At 70.2% G+C, this 20,253-nt stretch carries 23 protein-coding genes; 10 read left to right on the plus strand and 13 right to left on the minus strand.

Annotation, left to right across the window (positions count from 1 at the left end; all coding sequences use genetic code 11):
• Positions 1-33: 33 nt before the first annotated feature.
• The 3 genes from Q0Q47_RS19930 to Q0Q47_RS19940 all read left to right on the plus strand — a co-directional run bounded on the left by Q0Q47_RS19930 (position 34) and on the right by Q0Q47_RS19940 (position 1,141).
• Positions 34-327, plus strand: a complete 294-nt coding sequence (locus tag Q0Q47_RS19930) for a hypothetical protein (RefSeq protein ID WP_293863609.1) — start codon at positions 34-36, stop codon at positions 325-327.
• 272 nt (positions 328-599) lie between these two features.
• A complete protein-coding gene (locus Q0Q47_RS19935; RefSeq protein WP_293863611.1) occupies positions 600-758 on the plus strand; it encodes a DUF3309 domain-containing protein in 159 nt (52 codons plus the stop codon).
• A 17-nt stretch (positions 759-775) separates the two neighbouring features.
• Positions 776-1,141 carry a hypothetical protein gene (locus tag Q0Q47_RS19940; protein WP_293863613.1) on the plus strand — a complete coding sequence of 122 codons (366 nt, stop codon included), beginning with the start codon at positions 776-778 and terminating at the stop codon, positions 1,139-1,141.
• A gap of 70 nt (positions 1,142-1,211) precedes the next feature.
• Here Q0Q47_RS19940 and Q0Q47_RS19945 read toward each other — a convergent pair whose 3' ends face one another.
• A complete protein-coding gene (locus Q0Q47_RS19945) occupies positions 1,212-2,024 on the minus strand; it encodes a response regulator (protein WP_293863615.1) in 813 nt (270 codons plus the stop codon).
• Positions 2,025-2,178: 154 nt separating this feature from the next.
• Here Q0Q47_RS19945 and Q0Q47_RS31190 point away from each other — a divergent pair, with 154 nt between their 5' ends.
• Positions 2,179-2,391: a NepR family anti-sigma factor gene (locus Q0Q47_RS31190; protein ID WP_367278276.1), complete on the plus strand. Its 213-nt coding sequence runs from the start codon at positions 2,179-2,181 to the stop codon at positions 2,389-2,391.
• A gap of 23 nt (positions 2,392-2,414) precedes the next feature.
• Entirely contained in the window at positions 2,415-2,960 is a 546-nt protein-coding gene (locus tag Q0Q47_RS19955) for a sigma-70 family RNA polymerase sigma factor (RefSeq protein ID WP_293863666.1), read from the plus strand.
• 120 nt (positions 2,961-3,080) lie between these two features.
• Here Q0Q47_RS19955 and hpxZ read toward each other — a convergent pair whose 3' ends face one another.
• Positions 3,081-3,473, minus strand: coding sequence for an oxalurate catabolism protein HpxZ (gene hpxZ / locus Q0Q47_RS19960; RefSeq protein ID WP_293863617.1), 393 nt, complete (start codon positions 3,471-3,473; stop codon positions 3,081-3,083).
• Positions 3,474-3,550: 77 nt separating this feature from the next.
• On the opposite strand from hpxZ, the gene Q0Q47_RS19965 reads away from it, so the two are divergent.
• Positions 3,551-4,321 (plus strand): 5-formyltetrahydrofolate cyclo-ligase, encoded by a 771-nt coding sequence (locus Q0Q47_RS19965; RefSeq protein WP_293863619.1) that lies wholly within the window; start codon positions 3,551-3,553, stop codon positions 4,319-4,321.
• A gap of 5 nt (positions 4,322-4,326) precedes the next feature.
• Here Q0Q47_RS19965 and Q0Q47_RS19970 read toward each other — a convergent pair whose 3' ends face one another.
• From Q0Q47_RS19970 to Q0Q47_RS20020, 11 genes are all read right to left on the minus strand, one after another.
• A complete protein-coding gene (locus tag Q0Q47_RS19970; protein WP_293863621.1) occupies positions 4,327-5,730 on the minus strand; it encodes an AtzE family amidohydrolase in 1,404 nt (467 codons plus the stop codon).
• A 2-nt stretch (positions 5,731-5,732) separates the two neighbouring features.
• A complete protein-coding gene (locus tag Q0Q47_RS19975) occupies positions 5,733-5,933 on the minus strand; it encodes a DUF4089 domain-containing protein (protein ID WP_293863623.1) in 201 nt (66 codons plus the stop codon).
• Positions 5,926-6,591 (minus strand): cysteine hydrolase family protein, encoded by a 666-nt coding sequence (locus tag Q0Q47_RS19980; protein WP_293863625.1) that lies wholly within the window; start codon positions 6,589-6,591, stop codon positions 5,926-5,928. Before Q0Q47_RS19980 ends, Q0Q47_RS19975 begins: the two co-directional genes overlap by 8 nt.
• Positions 6,592-6,593: 2 nt before the next feature.
• Positions 6,594-8,135, minus strand: coding sequence for an ABC transporter ATP-binding protein (locus tag Q0Q47_RS19985; RefSeq protein WP_293863627.1), 1,542 nt, complete (start codon positions 8,133-8,135; stop codon positions 6,594-6,596).
• 13 nt (positions 8,136-8,148) lie between these two features.
• Positions 8,149-9,246: a ring-opening amidohydrolase gene (locus Q0Q47_RS19990; RefSeq protein WP_293863629.1), complete on the minus strand. Its 1,098-nt coding sequence runs from the start codon at positions 9,244-9,246 to the stop codon at positions 8,149-8,151.
• Positions 9,246-9,923, minus strand: a complete 678-nt coding sequence (locus tag Q0Q47_RS19995) for a cysteine hydrolase family protein (RefSeq protein ID WP_293863631.1) — start codon at positions 9,921-9,923, stop codon at positions 9,246-9,248. Before Q0Q47_RS19995 ends, Q0Q47_RS19990 begins: the two co-directional genes overlap by 1 nt.
• Before the next feature lie 2 nt (positions 9,924-9,925).
• Positions 9,926-10,942, minus strand: coding sequence for a formamidase (locus Q0Q47_RS20000; protein ID WP_293863633.1), 1,017 nt, complete (start codon positions 10,940-10,942; stop codon positions 9,926-9,928).
• 70 nt (positions 10,943-11,012) lie between these two features.
• Positions 11,013-11,936 carry an ABC transporter permease gene (locus Q0Q47_RS20005; RefSeq protein WP_293863635.1) on the minus strand — a complete coding sequence of 308 codons (924 nt, stop codon included), beginning with the start codon at positions 11,934-11,936 and terminating at the stop codon, positions 11,013-11,015.
• Positions 11,933-13,060: an ABC transporter permease gene (locus Q0Q47_RS20010; protein WP_293863637.1), complete on the minus strand. Its 1,128-nt coding sequence runs from the start codon at positions 13,058-13,060 to the stop codon at positions 11,933-11,935. Before Q0Q47_RS20010 ends, Q0Q47_RS20005 begins: the two co-directional genes overlap by 4 nt.
• A 184-nt stretch (positions 13,061-13,244) precedes the next feature.
• On the minus strand, positions 13,245-14,360 hold the full coding sequence (locus Q0Q47_RS20015) for a BMP family ABC transporter substrate-binding protein (RefSeq protein ID WP_293863639.1): 1,116 nt from the start codon (positions 14,358-14,360) through the stop codon (positions 13,245-13,247).
• 163 nt (positions 14,361-14,523) lie between these two features.
• Positions 14,524-15,489 (minus strand): 2-oxoglutarate and iron-dependent oxygenase domain-containing protein, encoded by a 966-nt coding sequence (locus Q0Q47_RS20020; RefSeq protein ID WP_293863641.1) that lies wholly within the window; start codon positions 15,487-15,489, stop codon positions 14,524-14,526.
• A gap of 150 nt (positions 15,490-15,639) precedes the next feature.
• Here Q0Q47_RS20020 and atzF point away from each other — a divergent pair, with 150 nt between their 5' ends.
• From atzF to Q0Q47_RS20040, 4 genes are all read left to right on the plus strand, one after another.
• Complete coding sequence (atzF, locus tag Q0Q47_RS20025) at positions 15,640-17,454, plus strand: allophanate hydrolase (protein ID WP_293863643.1); 1,815 nt, start codon at positions 15,640-15,642, stop codon at positions 17,452-17,454.
• Positions 17,455-17,546: 92 nt separating this feature from the next.
• Positions 17,547-18,395, plus strand: a complete 849-nt coding sequence (locus Q0Q47_RS20030) for a hypothetical protein (protein WP_293863645.1) — start codon at positions 17,547-17,549, stop codon at positions 18,393-18,395.
• A 95-nt stretch (positions 18,396-18,490) separates the two neighbouring features.
• Complete coding sequence (locus Q0Q47_RS20035) at positions 18,491-19,411, plus strand: DMT family transporter (RefSeq protein WP_293863648.1); 921 nt, start codon at positions 18,491-18,493, stop codon at positions 19,409-19,411.
• A 78-nt stretch (positions 19,412-19,489) separates the two neighbouring features.
• Positions 19,490-20,107: a helix-turn-helix domain-containing protein gene (locus tag Q0Q47_RS20040; RefSeq protein WP_293863651.1), complete on the plus strand. Its 618-nt coding sequence runs from the start codon at positions 19,490-19,492 to the stop codon at positions 20,105-20,107.
• The last annotated feature ends 146 nt before the right edge of the window (positions 20,108-20,253 follow it).

Here is a 20,253-nt window from a genome sequence, read left to right on the forward strand (position 1 = left end):
CCTGGAGTGACCTGCTCAGGACAGGAGAGCCTCATGGCCCGATCCAGCGTGCTGCCGTCCCTTGCCCTCGCCGTTGCGATGGGCTCGCTTTTTGCCCCTCCGGTCTTCGGCCTCATGGGCCTGTCGGCCAAGTCCGCCCCGCGCGAGAGCGCGCTCGTCATCGAGCGTGAGGATCCCGCGGCGCTGGCCGCTTTGTCCGCACCGTTCTCCCGCCGGGCCCGCCAGGCCGCTGCGGAGTGCCCGGCCGTCAATACGGAGGCGAAAGCGCCGCTGCCGCCGACCATGCGGACGCGTGTTGCCGAACTCGCACCCCACACGGTGCGCTGAGTAGCCGGGGAACCTTCGCTCCGCGAGGTCGTTTCCCGATGGATGGTACGGTTCGGGTGTCTGTGCCCCCTCCCGCCCGATCGGATCGTGCCACCAAGGACCCGCACCGGACCCCGGTGCGGGTCCTTCTTTTTTTGGTCCGCCCGCCTCTTGAAAACGGAACCTCCGCCACGTCGGGAACGTTGTTGGCATGAGTTCAAGCAATTGAATTCTTGATCGAATTTTCCCACCCGCGGTGGCCGTCCGGCCGCTGCCTCGACGGAGACCCCCCCATGACCCTCGGAACGATCCTCGCGATCATCCTGATCCTGCTCCTGATCGGCGCCGTCCCTGCCTGGCCGTACAGCCGCGGCTGGGGCTACGGACCGTCCGGCATTCTCGGCGTGGTGGTGCTGATCATCATCGTGATGCTGCTGACCGGCCGGCTGTGACGAACGGAGACGACCCGATGAGCATGTCGGAAAACGAAGTCGGCGCCGATCAGTCCGGCGCCGAGGACCGCCTGAAGCAGGACCTCGACGAGCTGCGCGCCGATGTCGCCAAGCTGACCGAGACGGTGGCGCAGCTCCTGCGCAACCAGGCCGAGGTCGGCGCGGAGAAGGTCGGTGCCGGCCTGGGCGCTGCCCGCGAGGCGCTCGGCGAGACGGCCGAGAGCTTCGCCAAGGCGGGGCGTGGCATCGCCGAGGATGCCCAGAACCGCCTCGGCGCTCTTGGCAACGACCTGGAGCGCAGCATCCAGCGCAGCCCGCTGACCGCCGTCGTGGCGGCCGCCGCCATGGGCATGGTGCTGGGCCTGATCAACCGGTCGCGTTGACCGGCAAGCATTAATAAGGGGCCCGGATCGCTCCGGGCCCCGCAGGGTCGACGTGATGATGCAGGTCGCGTCAGGCGCTCAGCTTGGTGGGCTGGGTGCGGTGGGCGCGGCGCTGGAAGAACAGGGCCTGACTGATGACCGCCTTCACGGTGTCCGTGAGGAAGGGCTTGGTGATCAGGAAGGCGGGTTCCGGCCTGCTGCCCGTGAGGAAACGCTCGGGATAGGCCGTGATGAAGATCACCGGGACCTCGAGCGTGCCCAGGATCTCGTTGACCGCTTCCAGGCCCGAGCTGCCGTCGGCGAGCTGGATGTCGGCCAGGATCAGGCCCGGGGTCAGCCGGCTGATGGAGGCGGTGGCCTCCTTGTGGGTCCGCGCGACGTCGATGACGCTGTGGCCCAGGTCCTCGACGAGCGACTGCAGGTCCAGCGCGATGAGCGGCTCGTCCTCGATGATGAGCACGTCCGTGCGGATCTGCTCGGCGATCTCGCGGCCGGCGGCCTCGATCAGCGATTGGGCCTCGGCGAGCGAGCAGTCCATCGCCCGCGCCACCTCGGCCGTGTTCAGGCCTTCGAGCGAGCGCAGCAGGAACGCGATCCTGGTGCGGGGCGTCACGGCCTCGAGATTGCGGAGCGCCCCGGCTTCCGAGGCGGCCATGTCGGAATCGAACTGACCGTTGATCGGAACGGAACGCCACACGTCGAGAAGCACGCGATACAAATCGACCCGCACATCGCCCTTCACGTCGATGCGCGCGGGATCCGCGACGAGTGCTTCGAGTGTGGCCTGAACGTAGATGTCGCCGATGCGCTGATTGCCCGTGAGAGCACGCGCGAAGCGGCGGAGATAAGGCAGGTGCGGCCCGACGGCCTGTGACAGCGGCATGATACCCCCGGGGATGGCCGGCCATACGCCAGCGCTACTGTAACGCATATCCGGAAAAAAGGTTCCTCGCGCCGAGGAACCCACGGAGGGGGGTCGACGTTGTGCGACTGATCTAGCCGCGCCCGAGCTTGGGCGCCCACAGCCGGAGTGAGCCATGAGCCAGCGCAGGAGCGCTCAACGTCCCGAAGACCAAGCTCCCACGAGCGGGGGCGCACCGGTTCCGGACGCACCCTCGCTCCAGCCTCAGATTCAGGACCACATCGGCCGTCAGCTTCGTGCCATGTACGACACCGTGCTTAACCAGCCGGTGCCGGATCGGTTCCGCGAATTGATGGAGCGCCTCGACGCGAAGGAGGGGCAGGAGTGAACCCGATCGTCCCGAGCCCCGGAATGAAGGCGGAGCTTCTGGCTGCGATCCCGAGCCTGCGCGCCTTCGCCATGTCGCTGTCCGGCAATATCGACCGGGCCGACGATCTGGTTCAGGAGACGCTGGTGAAGGCGTGGAGCAACCTCGGATCCTTCACCGAGGGGACCAACATGGCTGCCTGGCTCTTCACGATCCTGCGCAACCTGTTCTACTCCGAGTACCGCAAGCGCCGCCGCGAGGTCCCCGATCCCGAGGGCCAGATCGCGGGCCGTCTGGCCTCGACGCCGAACCAGAACGCCCACATGGACTTTCTGGACTTCAGCGGCGCGCTCCAGCAGCTCTCCGCGGACCAGCGCGAGGCCCTCATCCTGGTGGGCGCTTCCGGCATGTCCTACGAGGAAGCCGCCGAGATCTGCGGTTGCGCCGTGGGCACCATGAAGAGCCGCGTCAACCGCGCCCGCGTCCGCCTCGGCCAGTTGCTGGCCGTCGAGGCCGGCGACGACTACGGCCCAGAGTCGCAGTGGCAGGCGAGCCTGGAGATCAGCAACCGGCTGATCGCCGGCGAATAGGCTCTCCTGCGGCGTCCTGGAGACGCCTGCCTCTCCGCGTCCCCGCCGGGCCTCGCCCAGCCAGGACGGCGGAGAGGTGGGCGGGAGCACAGTGCGTAGGCCGTCGGGCCGCGCGAACCTTCACCCCGCGGCCGGGTCGGCGATGATCGACACGTGGGCCGCCACCACCTTCCAGCCATCCGGCGTGCGCATCCAGGTCTGCGACTGGCGGCCGACCTTGCCCGGTGCCGTGTCGCGGCGGAACAGGGTCGAGGCGGTGGCGAAGTCCGTCCCGTAGGTGGTGATGACCGTGCGCTCCAGCGTGCGGGCGAGGCCGGCGGGCGATCGCGCGGCGCGGAACGCCTGGATCTCCCCGTAGCCGTAGAGGTTCTCGCCGCCGCCGTAGCGGATGGTGTGCTCGCTCGGCCAGAAGAGGGCGTCCAGCGTGTCGACGTCGTTGGTCACGAGTGCCGTCTCGTAGCGCTGGAAGACGGCCGTCATCTCGGCGAGGGTCGCCGGGTCGTTGATCACCATGGGTGGACTCCACAACGGGGGTTGGTCGGGACGGGCGTGGCAAGGAACCTGCATCTTGCGGACCGAGGAGGACCGCCATGGATGATGCATCGCAGGCCCGCTGGGCCGGGCGCAATGCCCGCAAGGATGAACTGAGGTCGCGCGTGTGGGGCGAGCTCGTGGAGCGGGGGGTGAATGTCGGCCCCGTGCACAGCCGCATTCCGAACTTCGCCGGAGCCGACCTGGCCGCCATGCGCCTCGCGTCGCTGCCGATCTGGCAGCGGGCCGCCGTGGTGAAGAGCAATCCCGATCCGCCGCAGATCCCGGTGCGCTTGCGCGCCCTCTACGACGGCAAGCTGCTCTACATGCCCGTGCCCGAACTGACGCTCGGCTTCCCCTTCGTCCTGCTCGATCCCGGGGAGCTGGAGCGCAAGGGGATCTCTTTCGAGCTTGCCGCCACGTCCCAGGGCGCGGTGTCCCACGGCAAGCCGGTCGCCTTCGAGGACATGCTGCCGATGGACCTGGTGGTCGTGGGCTGCGTGGCCGTGACCCGGGCCGGCGGGCGGACGGGCAAGGGGGGCGGCTTCGCCGATCTTGAGCTCGGGATCTTCCGCGAGCTCGGCACTGTGAAGGCGACGACCCCGGTGGTCACGACCGTTCACTCCTGCCAGGTCGTGCCCGACGAGGAGATCGTCATGCTGGACCACGACTCGCCGCTCGACTGGATCGCCACCGACGCGGACCTCGTCGAGACGCGCACGGCCTACGGCCAGCCGCGCGGCGTGGCCTGGGACGTCGTGCAGGCCGACCAGTTCGCCGGCATTCCGTTCCTGAACGACCTCAGGGAACGGCTCGCCCAGCGCGCCTGAGGGCCTCATCCCGCGACGCGCGCCGTGCACACGCCGTCGCGCTCCAGGGCCGCCGCCACGCGCAGGGCGATGTCCTCGCGCCACGGGGCGGCGATCACCTGCACGCCGATGGGCAGCGCCGCGTCGTTTTCCCAGACCGGGACCGCCACCACGGGCAGACCCGCGAAGGAGATCGGCTGGGTGAACAGCCCGATGTTCGGCCGCACCGCCATCTCGACGCCGGCGAGCGTCATCGTGGCCTGCCCCAGAAGTGGCGCGCGGCAGGGCGTGGCCGGCGCAATGAGGACGTCGACGTCCTGGAAGACGGCCAGCATCCGGTCGCGCCACCAGCGGCGCACCTTGTGCGCCTGGGCGACCCAGGCGGCCGGGGCCATGGCACCGGCCAGGAGCCGGTCGCGCACCGCCGGGTCGAAGTCCCCCGGCCGGCTGCGCAGGCGCGCGAGATGGAAGGACGCCGCCTCGGTCGCGGTGACGAGATAGGCGGCGGCCCGAGCCTCCTGAGCGCCCGGCAGGTCCACCGTCCGGCTCACGCCCAGGGCTTCGGCAACGGTCGCGACGGCCCGGTGGGCCTCGGGCATGCCGCCCCGGGCGAACCAGCCGCCGGCGACCGCGATGCGCAGCCCCTGCGTGCCTTGGCCGATGACCGGCGTGGCCGGCTCGATCCCGGCCGGCGTGCAGGCCGGGTCGCGCGGATCCGTGCCCTGCATGGCGTCGTAGGACAGTGCGAGGTCGTGCACGCTGCGGGCGAGGGGGCCCAGATGATCGATGCTCGCGACGAAGGGGAAGGTGCCGCCCCGCGCCAGCCGCCCATAGGTGGGCTTCAGCCCGAACAGGCCGCAGAAGGACGCTGGCACCCGGATCGAGCCGTTGGTGTCCGACCCGAGCGTGATCGTGGCGAGCCCGGCCGCCGCGGCCGTCCCCGAGCCGCCCGACGACCCGCCCGACATGTGTCCCGGGTCGTGGGGATTGCGGGACGCCCCGTCATGGGCGTTCTCGCCAGTGAAGTCGTACGCGTATTCGCCCATGTTGAGGGCACCGAGAAGGACGGCGCCGGCGCCCTTCATGCGTTCCACGAGGGTGGCGTCGCGGGCCGGCGGGGGATCGGCCCTGTTGATCTTCGATCCGGCCACCGTGACGAGGCCCGCCAGGTCGAAGAGGTTCTTGACCGCATAGGGCACGCCGGCGAGCGGGCCGGGATCCCGGCCGGCCGCCACCGCGGCATCCACGGCGTCGGCCTCCGCTAGCGCGCGCTCCCGCGTCACGGCCGTGAAGGCCCCGAGCCCGGGATCCAGCGCGGCGATGCGCTCGAGATGGGCGAGGGCGACGGCGCGGGCCGTCGTGCGCCCGCTTTTCACGGCGGCGGCGATGGCGGACGCATCGGCCCGGATCGGATCGCGTTCGGCGCTCATGGTCAGGGCCTGAAGACCGGGGCGGGCTCCTCGCGCTCGTCCATGGGCGCGGCGAGCACGAGGTCGGCCATCGTGGCCATGACCTTCAGGTTCTGGGCGATGCCGGGGCGGAAGGCGGGCTCGATGGCAAGGCCCAGGAGCGGCGCCGTCGCGTCGACGATCGCCTCGGGGTCGAAGGCGGGCAAGGTCGGATTCTCAGCCACGGACGGCGCGCTCCAGCTCTGCGAAGGGCGTCGTCCAGCCGACGATGCCGCCCTGGGCCGCGATCATGTCGAGGGTCGCCGCCTTGAACTGCGGGAAATAGCTTTCGGTGGCGTCCTCGACGAGCAGGCTGTCATAGCCCCGGTCGTTGGCCTCGCGCATGGTCGTCTGCACGCAGACCTCGGTTGTCACGCCGGCGAAGACGAGATGGGTGATGCCACGTTCGGCCAGGATGTCCTGCAGGGGCGTCGCGTAGAAGGCGCCCTTGCCCGGCTTGTCGATCTCGATCTCGCCGGGCACCGGCGCGACGGCATCCAGGATGGCGTTGCCGGGTTCGCCCCGCACGAGCAGCCGGCCCATGGCGCCGGGATCGCCGATGCGCTGCGGCGGGTCGCCGCGCAGGCGCTTGGCCGGCGGGCAGTCGGACAGGTCGGGGAGGTGGGATTCGCGGGTGTGGACGACCGTCCATCCCTTGTCGCGGAAGAGCCTCAGAAGCGCGGCGACCGTGGGGACGATGGCCCCGAGCCTCGCCACGTCGTTGCCGAGCGCCGCGCCGAAGCCGCCGGGCTCGACGAAGTCGCGCTGCATGTCGATGACGATCAGCGCCGTCCTGCCGGGCGGCAGCGTGAACGGGTAGGGCTTGGCCGGAACCTGGATCATGTTCAATGCCCCGCCATGTGGGCGCCGATGGTCGTGCGATCGGTCTCGCCGATGGGCGCCACGTAGGTGATGGTGCCCCCGGACATCACCGCCACGCGGTCGGCGAGTTCGAGAACCTCGTCGAGGTCCTCCGAGACGAGCAGGACGGCGGCGCCGCGGTTGCGCTGCTCCATGATCTGGGAGCGGATCTCGGCCACCGAGGCGAAGTCGAGGCCGAAGCACGGGTTGGCCACGATCAGCACGTCGACGTCGCCGGACAGTTCGCGCGCCAGGACCGCGCGCTGGACGTTGCCGCCGGACAGGTTGGCGATCGGCGTCTCGGTCGACGGCGTCTTGACCCGGTAGCGGGCGATGAGTTCGCGGGCCTTCTGGCGCATGGGGCCGGGGCGCAGCCACCAGCCGATGCTGGCGATCGGCGGCTTGTCGAAGGAGCGGAAGGCCATGTTCTCGGCCACCGACATGTTCGGGACCGTGGCGTTCTTCAGGGGCTCCTCGGGGAGGCCGAAGACCTTGAAGCGGTCCATGGCGCCGCGCTTGGGCTCGAACGGCTGGTCGTGGATGAACATGCGTCCGCTGGAGAGCTCCCGCTGGCCGGAGATCGCCTCCACGAGCTGCGACTGGCCGTTGCCCGAGACGCCGGCGATGCCGACGATCTCGCCGGAGTGGACCTTGAGCTCGAATTCCTTCACGGCAGGCAGGCCCTCGTCGTCCTCGGCGAAGAGGCCGGCGAGATGCAGCACGACGGGGGTCTTGCCCATCGGCTTGCGCTCGGCCCGGGCCCGCACGACGGTGTCGCCGATCATCATGCGCGCCATCGCGTCGTGCGAGAGCTCGGACACCTTGCCGCCGCCGGCAAACCGGCCCCGGCGCAGCACGGAGACGTCGTCGGCGAAGGCCGTGACCTCGCGGAACTTGTGCGTGATCATCAGCACCGTGATCTCGCCGCGCTGGGTCATGCCGCGCACGAGGCCCAGCATTTCGTCGGCCTCGCCGGGCGTCAGAACCGACGTCGGCTCGTCCAGGATCAGGAACCGCTGGTCGAGATAGAGCTGCTTCAGGATTTCCAGCTTCTGCTTCTCGCCGGCCGCCAGGTGCGCGACCGGCACGTCGAGCGGCACGCGGAAGGGCATCCGCTGCAGGAAGGTGTCGAGCGCCTTCTTCTCCGCCGTCCAGTCGATCACCGCCGGGACGTCGAGGCGCGAGATGACGAGGTTTTCCGCCCCGGTCAGCGACGGCACCAGCGTGAAGTGCTGGTAGACCATGCCGATGCCGGCGGCGCGGGCCTCGCGCGGGTTCTTCACCTGGATCTCCCGGCCGTCGACCATCACCTGGCCGCGGTCGGGCTGGTAGAAGCCCATGATGCACTTGACCAGGGTGGACTTGCCGGCGCCGTTCTCGCCCAGCAGGGCATGGAAGCTGCCGGCGGGCACCTTGATCGACACGTCGTCGAGCGCGACCAGCGGCCCGAAGATCTTGCCGATCCCGGCCGTCTCGAGCCCGATGGCGCGGCCCGGGGCCGGCGTGTGTGCGGGAAGCGCGCTCATGCTGCGGTCTCCTTCATCGGCTCGACACGATCAGGGCGACGGGGCCCCCACCGTCGGGACCCTGGTGCTCGGCGCCGCCCGACACGTAGATCTCGGCGTGGCCGACGAGGCTGCCGAGCGCACCCGCCACGAAGCCGCGGGCATGGCGCGTGGCGGACAGGTCGGAGTCGTCCAGCATGGTGTGCCTGAAGCCGCGCAGACGCCCGGTGGACCCGGCCTCCGCCTTGGCCAGCAGCGCCACGAGGCGCCCGCGCTGGTGGGGATCGAGCTGTCCGGCGGCCTCGAGGCCCAGGCGGGCGAGGGCGGCGCGGACCGGCTCGACGTCGAGCCCGTCGGCCATGACCGCGTGGTCGATGCGCAGCGGACCGGCCCAGCCGGGCGCCGTGCCCAGGACGACGATCTCGTGCTCGGCGAGCTCGACGCCGGCCGACGTCGAGGCCCGTCCCGAATAGACCGAAAAATCCGTGCCGATCACCGTGTCGAAGGCCGTCGTGAGCGGGATTTCGTCCAGCGCCAGGCCTACGCCCAGCGCCGAGGCGGCGCGCGACAGGCCCATGGATTTCAGCGTGTCGCGGGTGGCGGTGCGCTGGCCGCGCGCCTCCGCCTCGGCGACCCGGCCCGCGGTGAGCAGGGGGCACTTCACCTGGACGAAGTGCACGTCGCGGGGATCGGCGATGCCCGCGTCGGCCATCGCGGTTCTCACGCCGTCGGCGACGCTGTCGACCTGCTCTCGCCGGCCGAGGTGCTCGGCGGGCAGCGGCCGGGTCCTCGCGCGGCCGACGGCCAGGGCGCCCGCCTCTGCGGGCTCGTCGGTGGCGCGGCTCTCGATGACGGTGGCGTGTGGGGAAAGCCCGCCCTCGGTTCCGCCGGACATGACGAGGCAGACCCCGTCGGCCGTGGCGGGGGAGGCGGCCGCGAGCGTCCGGGCGAGCACCATGGAGGCGAAGCCCCGGGTGAAGTCGTTGACGCAGCCATTGCCCTCTGTCTTGCCGAGGATCGCGACGATGGCGGCGGGATCGATGCGCCCCTGCGCCATCGCGGCCTGGAGCGCCGAAACGTCGTCGGGCGCTCCCATCGGCACGCGATGCACGAAGGCGCGGCGGGTGGCCATCACGCCAGGGCCTCGATCAGGGCCGCGGAGGTCGCGACGGCCCCGAACACGCCGCCCTGCATCTTGACCATCTTGATCGCCGCCAGGTGGTTGCCGTGGTCGGTGGCGCCGCAGCAGTCCTCCAGCAGCAGGCACTCGTAGCCGCGGTCGTTGGCCTCGCGCATGGTGGTGTGGACGCAGACATCGGTGGTGATGCCGGTCAGCACGATGTTGGCGATGCCTTTCTGGCGCAGGATCAGGTCGAGGTCGGTGGCGCAGAACGAGCCCTTGCCGGGCTTGTCGATGATCGTCTCGCCCGGCAGCGGCGCGAGTTCGGGGATGATCTCCCAACCCGGTTCGCCCCGCACCAGGATCTTGCCGCAGGGACCCGGGTCGCCGATGCCCGCCCCGATGCGCTGGGAGCGCCAGCGCTTGTTCGGGGGCAGGTCGGCGAGGTCCGGGCGGTGGCCCTCCCGCGTGTGGATGATGGTGTAGCCCTTCGCCCGCATGGCGGCGAGGACGCGGCCGATCGGCGCGATGGGCGCGCGCGTCAGCGACAGGTCGTAGCCCATCGCGTCGACATAGCCGCCCTTGCCGCAGAAGTCGGTCTGCATGTCGATGACGATCAGTGCCGTGTTCTGCGGGCGCAGGTCGGCGTTCCAGGGCCAGGGATAGGGGTCGGAGACGATCGTGGCCATGGTCACTCGGCAGCTTCGGGAAGCGTTTCGCCGTAGCGGCGGGTGGGGGCGGGGAAGCCGCAGGAGGTGCCGTCCGTGACCTTGACCTGGTCTTCCCAGGGCAGGCGATAGCGCCCCGCGGCGAGGTCGGTCATGAAGGTGTAGGGGCAGTCGCCGGCGCCGCCCTTCACGGCGGTGAAGCCGCGGTGACCCAACTGGTAGATGTTGTTCTCGACGCCCCAGCCCGTCCGCGCCTCGCGCACGAGGTCGGGCCGGACCTCGGCGGTGATGATCTCGTCCGGGCGGCCCGAGGTCCCGTGGGCCATGATCGTGCCGTCGAAATTGACGATCATGCCTTCGCCCATGCTGTCGAAGGTGCCGTCGGACCCGCACATGCAGACATTGGCCGTGACCATGAGATTGCAGAAGGCGTTGGCCTGGTTGGTGAACCGCCAGGCGTCCCGGATCGGCGCCGTGTAGCCGGCCGTCCGGATCATGATCTCGGCGCCCTTGTAGGCGCACTCGCGCGCCATCTCGGGGAACATGCCGTCGTGGCAGATGATGAGCGCCAGCTTGCAGCCCTTCGGACCAGTGATGACCGGGATGCCGCGATCGCCCGGTTCCCACGGCTCGACTGGCACCCATGGATGCATCTTGCGATAGTAGAGCTGCAGCTCGCCCCGGTCGTCGATGACGATGCCGGCATTGTAGGGGTAACCGCCCGGGTTGAGCTCCATGATGGAGAAGCAGCCCCAGATGCGGTTCTCCCGGCAGGCTGCCCTGAAGGCGGCGACCTCGGGACCATCCAGGCGGCACATGATCGCCGGGTTGGTGTCCATGGACAGGCCGTGCAGCGCGTATTCGGGGAACACGACGAGATCCATCGTCGCCATGTTGCGGCGCGCCTTGCCGACCAGATCGACGATGCGCTGCGTCTGCGCCGCGAGATCGGCGGCCGTCACGACGACCGGCAGCTGCAGCTGCACCAGCCCGATGACCACGCCATTGTCCGACTTGTTGAGACCGCCCAGGCCGCTCATCGGCTTTCTCCGGTTAACCATCCAACAGGCTGAGTTGTATGAAGAAGTTTCCGCTACTTCAGGTTTTGATTCACCGTGTCACGGCCAGTTCGCCCGGGGCGCTGGCGAGGGCGCCCTTGGTCGATGAGGAGGCGATCATGATGAAGAGCGTCACGACGTAGGGCGCGGCGTTGAAGAAGTAGTAGCCCTGCGTGATGCCGATCGACTGCAGCGCCGGTCCGATGGCCCCCGCCGCGCCGAACATCATGGACGCGAACAGGCAGCGCATCGGGTCCCAGCGCGCGAAGATCACCAGGGCCACGGCCATCAGGCCCTGGCCCGACGACAGGCCCTCGCTCCAGGAGCCCGGGTAGTAGAGCGACAGGAAGGATCCCCCGACGCCGGCGAGGAAGCCGCCGGCGGTGGTGGCGAGCAGGCGCACGCGGTCGACCGACACGCCCATGGCGCGGGCGGCGGCGGCGCTGTCGCCCGTCGTGCGCAGGATCAGGCCGGTGCGCGTGTTGCGGAAGGCCCAGCTCAGGAAGACGGCGAGGGCGATGCCCACGAAGAACAGCGGGTTCACCTTGAGCGCCGTCGCGAGGGAGGCGTTGCCCGTCCAGTCGGCGAGCGGGATCGAGGGCAGCCTGGGTGCCGCGGGCTGGATGTAGGGCTTGCCGAAGAAGAAGGCGAGGCCGAGCCCGAAGGTCATCAGCGCGATGCCGATGGCGACGTCGTTGACCCTCGGCAGCTTGCAGACCCAGCCGTGCACGGCGCCCAGGAGGGCCCCGCAGCAGCCCGCGACGAAGACGCCGAGCCAGGGCGATCCGGAGAGGAAGGAGATGGCGTAGGCGGCCATGGCGCCGAACACCAGCGTTCCCTCCAGGCCGAGATTGATGCGGCCGGACTTCTCGGTCAGGCACTCGCCCAGCGAGACGAAGATGAAGGGGGTGGAGACGCGGATCGCGCCCCCGATCATGGCGAAGAGGACGGTGAGCAGTGCGGCGTTCTCGCTCATGTGCGTTCGGCCTCCGTCCGGGGCTGGAAGATGCGCAGGCGTCCGTAGAGCGTCTCGCTGATGAGCAGGACGACGAAGATGAGGCTCTGGAACAGCAGCACGCTGGCGTCGGGCAGGCCCATGCGGCGCTGGATCAGGCCGCCGGCCGCGGCGATCCCGCCGAACAGGATCGCCACCGGCACGATCACGATCGGGTTGTGGCGCGCCAGGAAGGCCACGAGGATGCCGGTGAAGCCGTAGCCGGCGATGAGCGAGGCGTTGGCCTTGCCGTGGATCGCGGCGACCTCGAAGTAGCCGGCGAGACCGGCGCAGGCGCCGGCGATGGCGCAGCACGACACCATCAGCGTGCCGACCGGCAGGCCCTGCGCCTTGGCAGCCCGCGCATTGCCGCCCGTCACGCGCAGCGCGAAGCCGTAGGTCGTCCGGTCGATCACGATCCACAGGATGACGGCGAGGATGATGCCGGCGGCGAGGCCCCAGTGGACGTCCGTGCCCGGAATGGCCGTCACCATGTTCCCTTCGCCGATGGGGCCGGTCGAGGGCTTGTTGGCCGAGGCGGGGTCGCGCAGCGGGCCCTCGACCAGGAAGTTCATGATGGCGATGGCGATGTAGGACATCAGCAGGCTGGCGATCGTCTCGTTGACGCCGCGCGCATGGCGCATGATGCCGACCAGGCCGATCCAGAAGCCGCCCGCCGCCATGGCCATGATCGCCATCAGCGGCATCAGGACGACGGGGGGCAGGGCGTTCTTGAGCGGCAGGGCGATCATCGCCGCGAAGAGGCCGCCGAGCACGAGGGCTCCCTCGCCGCCGATGATGACGAGGCCCGCGCGGGCCGGCAGGGCGACGCACAGCGCCGTCAGGATCAGCGGGGCCGCGCGCAGCAGCGAGTTCTGCCAGGAGAAAGCCGTTCCAAACCCGCCGCGCCACAGCAGCGAGAAGAACTCGACCGGGTCCTTGCCGAGCACCAGCAGGAACATCGAGAACAGCACCGCCGAGATCGCCACAGCGATCAGCGGGATCACCACGTATTCCGAGCCTGACCGGAGGCGGTCGACGAAATCGCTGCGCGCCGCGAGCGGAAGGGTCGTCGGGGCAGGGCTGCCCTGTGCGGTGTCGGTCATGCCAGTCTCCGCTGCTGCCCCGCGGCCGCCGAAGGGCGGCCGGGTCTTTCGCGATCGCCCGTCGGGCGGGCCCGTATCGGCGGCCGGTGCGCTGGAACCGTTGCGCGGACCGATGGTCCGCCTTTGCACGCGGGGCCGGGCTTTCGGGCGCCCGGCCCAGGAGAGGCGCATCAGGAGAGGCTGATCAGGTGATCGAGCCGACCACGCCTTCCACGAGGTAGGACGTCTGCTCGAGGGCGACGTCGTAGTTGTCGATCGACTTGCCGGCCGGGACGACTTCGTTGCCCTTGTTGTCCTTCAGCGGACCGACGACGTAGGGCTTGTTCGCCTTGAGGTCGGCGGTCGCCGCGTCGGCGGCCTTACGGGCCGCTTCGCTGGCGCCGGCGCCGTAGGCGGTGTTGGCGATGTAGTCCTTGTCGATGCCGCCGCGGACGTAGTTCGGCAGCTTCTCGCCCTTGGCGATCAGGGCCGCGAAGTCCTTGTAGATCGTCTCCCACTTGTACTCGGCGCCGGTGATGAAGCCCTTCGGCGCAAGCGGCGCCTGCGAGGCGTTGTGGCCGGCGGTGAGCAGGCCGCGGCGCTCGGCCGTTTCGATCACCACCTTGGGGCTGTCGACGTGGCAGGTGATGACGTCGCAGCCGGCGTCGGCGAGGGCGTTCGCCGCCTCGGCCTCGCGCACCGGCAGCGACCAGTCGCCGGTGAAGATCACCTGCACGGTGGCCTTCGGGTTCGACTTGCGGGCGCCGAGCAGGAACGAGTTGATGTTGAGCAGGACGGTGGGGATCGGCTTGGCGGCGATGAAGCCGAGCTTGCCGGTCTTCGACACGACGCCCGCGGCCACGCCGTTCACGTAGTGGCCCTGGTTCAGGTAGCCGTAGTAGGAGCCGGCGTTGCCGGGGTGCTTGTCCTTGGTCCAGAGGCCGGCCGCGTGGCGGAACTCGACCTTGGGGTACTTCTTGGCCATCTCGAGCATGTGGGGATCGAAGTAGCCGAACGAGGTCGCGAAGATCAGGTTCGCGCCGTCCAGGTTGATCATCGACTCCATCGACTTCTGCACCGCGACGGTCTCGGGGACGTTCTCCTCCTCGACCACCTTCACGCCGGGCACGGACTTGAGCGCCTTGGCGGCGACGGCGTGGGCCTGGTTCCAGCCGAAGTCGTCGCGCGGGCCGACATAGACGATGCCGATGGTGGGCGCCGCCGCGAAGGCCCGCAGCGGGAGGCCGGCCGCGCCGACTCCGACGATGCCGGCAGCCGCGGACTTCAGCAGGGTACGACGGTCCATTTCCTTGAACGACATCTGCGCTCTCCTCGTGTGCCCGCGGCGCCGCTCGTGGCGCCGTCTCCCGGCTTGGGATCGATGAGGCAACGGGTGTGCCAACTGGCCGCCCGAATGCAGGCCGGCGAATTGTATGCAGTCAAAAGAGATCTGCTCACGGATTGAGCAGCCCTGCGCTCGAATCCTAGGCTTTGGCTTCGTCGCGGCGATGGGCATAGGTCGCATCCAGCCGCTCGCGGATGTAGTCGGCGCAGCTGATCGCCGGATAGCGCGGCGGCCTGCCGGGCCCGGTGCAGGAGGGCAGGGCCGCCACCATCGCGTCCGGGTTCGCGTCGAGGAAGAAGGCGATGGAGATCCGCTCGCGCGGCGCCGTGTGGACGACGCGGTGGGGCGTCGACACGTACACATCATTGGTCCAGCGCATCAGGCAATCGCCGATGTTGACGATGAACGTGCCGGGCAGGATGGGTGCCTCGATCCAGCGCCCGTCGCGGCTCTTCACCTCGAGCCCGCCCGCGTCGTCGGTCAGGAGCAAGGTGAGGTTGCCATAGTCGGTGTGCACGCCGGCACCGATCGCGCCGTCCGCCGCTCCGGCCGGGACGGGGGGATAGCGCAGCAGGCGCAGCGTCGCGAGCGGACGGTCGAGCTTGTCCTCGAACCAGTCCGCTTCCAGTCCCAGGTCGTGGGCGATGGGGCGGTGCAGGATCCGGCCCAGCGCCCAGACCGCATCGAAATAGGCCAGGACCTCGTCGCGCCAGCCGGGGATTGCCGGCCACGCGTTCAGGCCGCGAAACGGCGCGCCGGCGAGGATCTCGGGGTGCCCGGGGCCCAGTTCCAGGCCGACGTTGAAGGCCTCCTTCAGGTCCGCGGGCCGCGTCGGGTCGAGCGCTTCCCCGCGAAGGCGCACCCAGCCCCGGTTGTTTCCGGCCTTCTCGATCGAAATGGCCTCCTTGGCGCCCTGCGGCAGGGAGAAGAGCGCCCGCGCCGCGGCGAAGATGCCGTCGAGCTGATGGGGCGGAAGTCCATGGCCGGTCACGGCGAAGAAGCCGATCCCGCGGGCCGCGGCCCCGATCTGCGCGGCCACGGCGGCCGTGGCCTCTTCACCGCCGCGCAGCAGGGGCGAGATGTCGATGACGGGGATTTCGCTCATGCCTGCCTCGGCTATTGTCGGTGTGCCGTCCTTGCCCGCACGGGGCGCCGGCCGCTCCGCAAGTTCCACGCCATGGCATCGGTCCTGCCGGTTCCCTGCTGGTCCGGGGGTTGCATCCGACCGGACAAACTGCCCGCCCTGGAGTGCGCGATGGCCTCGACCGAAAGACGTCCCCTCGATCTCGACCTCGCGAGGTTGAGGCAGGCCTATGCCGACGGCCTCGCGCCGACTGAGGTCGTGCGCGAGGTCTATCGCCGCATCGCCGCCGCGGACGATCCCGGCATCTTCATCACGCTGGTCGAGCGCGAGCGGGCCTTGGCCGTGGCGGCGTCGCTGCCGCCGTTCTCGCCGGACGCGTTCCCGCTGTGGGGTGTGCCCTTCGCGGTGAAGGACAACATCGACGTCGCGGGCCTGCCCACCACGGCGGCCTGCCCCGCCTTCGCCTATGTGCCGGACGAGAGCGCCCCGGCCGTGGCGCGCCTGCTGGCCGCCGGTGCCATTCTGATCGGAAAGACCAACCTCGACCAGTTCGCCACCGGTCTGGTCGGCGTGCGCTCGCCCTATACGATCCCGCGCAACACCTTCGATCCGCGGATCGTCCCGGGGGGATCCAGCTCCGGCTCGGCGGTCTCCGTGGCGCGTGGCATCGTCTCCTTCGCCCTGGGGACGGATACGGCCGGCTCGGGGCGGGTTCCGGCGGGCCTCAACAATCTCGTCGGGCTCAAGCCCTCGCTCGGCCTCGTGCCGACCCGCGGCGTCGTTCCGGCCTGCCGGACGCTCGACTGCGTGTCCGTCTTCGCGCTCACCGTGGACGACGCCGTCCAGGCCTGCTCGGTTATGGCCGGGGTGGATGCCGCCGATCCCTTCTCGCGGCCCTTGCCGGCGCCGGCACCGGCTCCGTCCGCGCCGGCGCTGCGGCTCGGCGTGCCGCGCGCCGCCGACCTCTTCTTCGACGGCGACGCCATGTCCGCGGCCGCCTTCGAGGCCGCCCGTCGCCACTATGCCGGACTGGGCGCGCGTTTCGTCGAGATCGACCTCACGCCGTTCCTGGCGGTCGCCAAGCTGCTCTATGACGGCGCCTACGTGGCCGAGCGCCAGGCGGCCGTCGGCGATTTCATCGCCGCCCATCCCGATGCCGCCCACCCGGTGACCCGCCGCATCGTCGAGGGCGCCTCCCGCTTCTCGGCGGCGGACGCCTTCCGCGCCCGCTACCGCCTCGCCGAACTGGCGCGCGAGACCGAACCCGTCTGGAACCGCATCGACGCCATGCTCGTGCCCACCCTGCCGCGACCTTACGGCGTCGCCGAGCTGGAGGCCGATCCGATCGGCCCCAACTCCCGGCTGGGGACCTACACGAACTTCGTGAACCTCCTCGACCTGTGCGCGCTGGCGGTCCCGGGCCCCTTCCGGCAGGACGGTTTCCCGTCGGGCACGACGCTCGTCGCGCCGCGCGGACGCGACACGCTGCTGGCCGCCATCGGCCGGCTGGTCCAGGCCGCGGCCGGCACGCCGCTGGGCGCCACTGGCGCGGCCCAGCCGGCCCTCGCCGACGTCCCGGACCGGGCGTCTCCGGGCGAGATCGAGATCTGCGTCGTCGGCGCGCATCTGTCCGGGATGCCGCTCAACCACGAACTGCAGTCGCTCGGGGCGCGCTTCCTGCGCGCCGTGGCGACGCAGCCGAGCTATCGGCTCTATGCGCTGCCCGGCGGGCCGCCTCGCCGGCCCGGCCTGCTGAGGGTCGCGGACGGGGAGGGCGGTGCCATCGCGACGGAGGTCTGGGCCCTCTCGCCCGAAGGCTTCGGCCGGTTCGTGGCGGGGATCCCGGCGCCGCTGGGCATCGGGACGCTGCGCCTGGCCGACGGGACCACGCCGAAGGGGTTCCTGTGCGAGCCGATCGCGATCGAGGGGGCGCAGGACGTGTCCGCCCACGGCGGATGGCGCGCCTACGTCGCCTCCCTGGCGTGACCGGGCCGGTAGGGCCGGGCTTGCTCCCCGCCTCGGGCGATGGTCCCTTGCAGTCTGACGCTGCGCTCGATTCGCGGCGCCATGAGGATTGCATGGCCGACGACGCGCCGCCCCTGAGTGCCGAGGACTATGCCGCCATCGAATCCGCGGTGATGGAGACGTCGCGCGGGCGCTGGTTCCTCGCCGAATATGCGCGCCGCAACCGCCAGGCCGACACCATCGTCCTTCTCGAGGCGCTGAAGCGCATCGAGGGGGCCGTGGCCGCCGCACCCCGGGGCGGCCCGGATGCGCAGCGCCTGCGCCTCGACCTCTCGGGCATCGCGGAGGCGGTGGGCCGGCTGAAGCGCGACCTGGCGACCTCGGTCGCCGATGCCGCCGGACCGGGGCAGGCAGCCTCCGTGGAGCGCGCTTTCGACGACATGGTGAAGGTGGCCGAGGCGGCCGACTCCGAGGTGTTCGCCATCGCCGAGCACCTGCAGGAGATCGGCTGGGGGCTGCGCGAGGCCGGCGACGTGGCGGAGGCCTGCGCCGAGCTCGAGCAGCAGGCTCTCGCCCTCTACCGCGTCTCCAACCGCCATGCCCTGACCACCAACCGCCTGCGGTCGGTGATGGGCGTGCTGCGCATGCTGGAGACCAAGGTCGGCAACCCGTCGGGATCCTGGACCGTCGAGCCGGACGCGCCGCGGACGGACTTCGGGGCGTCGGAGCGCCGGAGCCTCGTCGACGCCGCGCCGCCGCGCATCCGCGACGACATCGTGTTCATCGAGCCGCGCGAGGGCCGTGATTTGCGCGACCGCGCCGTGCGCAGGCCGCCCCCGGCGACCACCCCCGCCGCGCCTCCCGCGCCGGTCAAGCGGGATCTTCCCGACGACCAGCGGTACCGTGCCTTCGCCGCGATCGATGCGCTCAGCGCCGAACAGAAGCTTGCGCTCTTCGCCTGAGACATGCACACACCGGGCGGCCGGTGTTCCTCCCCGTCACTGGCATCCCCCGATCCGCCGTGGTCCCTTGCGGGCCCCGCCAGGCCCGACGCGTCGTGAAGCCCCTCCTCGGTATCTCGCTCAAGCTCGCCTCCACGATCGCCTTCACGGTGATGCAGGCGCTCGTGAAGTCCGTCGCGGACACGTTCCCGACGGGTGAGATCGTCTTTTTCCGCTCCTTCTTCGCGCTGGTGCCGCTGCTGATCTGGCTCGCCTGGGAAGGCGAACTGCCGCACGGCGTCCTCACCCGCAACATCTGGGCCCATGTGCGCCGCAGCCTGCTGAGCACCTGCGGGCTGTTCAGCGGCTTCTTCGCGCTGAGCTACCTGGCGATCGCCGATGCCACCGCCATCGGCTACATCACGCCGCTGCTGACCACGCTGCTGGCGGTCCTGATCCTCAAGGAGAAGGTCAGGTTCTATCGCTGGGGCGCCCTGGCGCTGGGCTTCGTCGGCATGATCGTGATGCTCGCGCCCTATTTCGGCGTCGGGCGGCTGGCGGGCAACGGGCAGGCGCTGGGGGCAGGCGTCGCGGTGGCCGCGGCCTGCTTCTCCGCCTTCGCCACGCTGGAGGTGCGCCGCCTCGCCCAGTTCGAGCGCGTGGGCGCCATCGTGTTCTATTTCTCGACCATCGCGGCGCTCGCGGGCCTGGCCACGTGCTTTTTCCACTGGGTGACGCCGACCCCGCGCGAGGCCCTCATCCTGATCGCGGCGGGGATCATGGGCGGCTTCGGCCAGACCTTCCTGACCTCGAGCTACCGGCACGCCCCGATCTCGCTGATCGCGCCCTTCGACTACACCACCCTCATCTGGGCGCTGCTGGTGGGCTACTTCATCTTCGGGCAGGTGCCGCAGGCGCTGGTGCTCGTCGGCGCCGCGCTCGTCATCGTCGCCGGGCTCATCGTGATCTGGCGCGAGAGCGTGCTTGGCATCCAGGCCCGGAAGGAGCGCGAGGCGGGCCTTCACCGCATCGGGTAGGGCCCCCGTGCGAGACCCGCCCTTTACATTCGGGCGTTCGTTATTCAAAACAGAATGGTTCGATAAGGGAGACGTCGCATGGGTGTCGAAGGTCGCGAACGTGCCAAGACCCTCGACATGGGGGCTCACGTGTTGTCCGGGCAGCTGGGCAAGACCGTCCAGCGGCTGCGCAAGGCCTACAACCTGTCGCTCTCCGAACTCGCCGAGCAGAGCGGCGTCGCCAAGTCGATCATCAGCCAGATCGAGCGCAACGAGACCAACCCGACGCTGGCCACCATCTGGCGGCTGTCCCAGGCGCTGGACGTCTCCATCGAACGCGTGCTCTCGGCGGGCGACGAGGAGCCCTTCATCGAGAAGACGACGCGCGGCGACACGCCCGTCCTGTTCTCCGACGACGGCAAGGTCCGGCTCGCGATCTTCGGGTGGATCAAGACCGTCGAGTGGCTGCAGTGGTACGACGTCCACGCCGAGCCCGGCGGCTCGCTGGAGTCGGAAGCCCACCAGCGCGGCTCGATCGAGTGCCTGTCGGTGATCTCGGGCGAGTTCGAGGTCGAGGTCGGCGGCGTCCTGCAGCATGCCCGCGCCGGCGAGACGCTGCGCTACCGCTGCGATCGCCCCCATGTCGTGCGCAACGCCGGCACCGAGCCCGCCCACGCCACGATGGTCTGCATCCTCAAGGCAGCGGTGATGGACTGAGGGCCTCGCCCCGCGGCCTTCTCAGGGCTTGTGAGCCTGTCCCGCTCTCCAGCTTGCACTGTCCTTCTCAGCCGTCCTGGCCGGGCTCGGCCCGGGCATCCACGACTTCAGGTTGGCCCCGGCAAAGTCGTGGATGCCCGGGCCGA

This window comes from uncultured Alsobacter sp. (assembly GCF_945952055.1).
GTDB lineage: Bacteria > Pseudomonadota > Alphaproteobacteria > Rhizobiales > Beijerinckiaceae > Alsobacter.

Coding starts and splice junctions, on each gene's coding strand:
- Q0Q47_RS19985 (WP_293863627.1), bottom strand. CDS start 8,135: ATGAGCGCGCTTCCCGCACACACGCCGGCCCCGGGCCGCGCCATCGGG.
- Q0Q47_RS20030 (WP_293863645.1), top strand. CDS start 17,547: ATGGCCGACGACGCGCCGCCCCTGAGTGCCGAGGACTATGCCGCCATC.
- Q0Q47_RS19995 (WP_293863631.1), bottom strand. CDS start 9,923: ATGGCCACGATCGTCTCCGACCCCTATCCCTGGCCCTGGAACGCCGAC.
- hpxZ (WP_293863617.1), bottom strand. CDS start 3,473: ATGGTGATCAACGACCCGGCGACCCTCGCCGAGATGACGGCCGTCTTC.
- Q0Q47_RS31190 (WP_367278276.1), top strand. CDS start 2,179: ATGAGCCAGCGCAGGAGCGCTCAACGTCCCGAAGACCAAGCTCCCACG.
- Q0Q47_RS20040 (WP_293863651.1), top strand. CDS start 19,490: ATGGGTGTCGAAGGTCGCGAACGTGCCAAGACCCTCGACATGGGGGCT.
- Q0Q47_RS19940 (WP_293863613.1), top strand. CDS start 776: ATGAGCATGTCGGAAAACGAAGTCGGCGCCGATCAGTCCGGCGCCGAG.
- atzF (WP_293863643.1), top strand. CDS start 15,640: ATGGCCTCGACCGAAAGACGTCCCCTCGATCTCGACCTCGCGAGGTTG.
- Q0Q47_RS19990 (WP_293863629.1), bottom strand. CDS start 9,246: ATGGCCACCCGCCGCGCCTTCGTGCATCGCGTGCCGATGGGAGCGCCC.
- Q0Q47_RS19945 (WP_293863615.1), bottom strand. CDS start 2,024: ATGCCGCTGTCACAGGCCGTCGGGCCGCACCTGCCTTATCTCCGCCGC.
- Q0Q47_RS20010 (WP_293863637.1), bottom strand. CDS start 13,060: ATGACCGACACCGCACAGGGCAGCCCTGCCCCGACGACCCTTCCGCTC.
- Q0Q47_RS20015 (WP_293863639.1), bottom strand. CDS start 14,360: ATGTCGTTCAAGGAAATGGACCGTCGTACCCTGCTGAAGTCCGCGGCT.
- Q0Q47_RS19970 (WP_293863621.1), bottom strand. CDS start 5,730: ATGAGCGCCGAACGCGATCCGATCCGGGCCGATGCGTCCGCCATCGCC.
- Q0Q47_RS19980 (WP_293863625.1), bottom strand. CDS start 6,591: ATGATCCAGGTTCCGGCCAAGCCCTACCCGTTCACGCTGCCGCCCGGC.
- Q0Q47_RS19965 (WP_293863619.1), top strand. CDS start 3,551: ATGGATGATGCATCGCAGGCCCGCTGGGCCGGGCGCAATGCCCGCAAG.
- Q0Q47_RS20000 (WP_293863633.1), bottom strand. CDS start 10,942: ATGAGCGGCCTGGGCGGTCTCAACAAGTCGGACAATGGCGTGGTCATC.
- Q0Q47_RS20020 (WP_293863641.1), bottom strand. CDS start 15,489: ATGAGCGAAATCCCCGTCATCGACATCTCGCCCCTGCTGCGCGGCGGT.
- Q0Q47_RS19935 (WP_293863611.1), top strand. CDS start 600: ATGACCCTCGGAACGATCCTCGCGATCATCCTGATCCTGCTCCTGATC.
- Q0Q47_RS19930 (WP_293863609.1), top strand. CDS start 34: ATGGCCCGATCCAGCGTGCTGCCGTCCCTTGCCCTCGCCGTTGCGATG.
- Q0Q47_RS19955 (WP_293863666.1), top strand. CDS start 2,415: ATGAAGGCGGAGCTTCTGGCTGCGATCCCGAGCCTGCGCGCCTTCGCC.
- Q0Q47_RS20005 (WP_293863635.1), bottom strand. CDS start 11,936: ATGAGCGAGAACGCCGCACTGCTCACCGTCCTCTTCGCCATGATCGGG.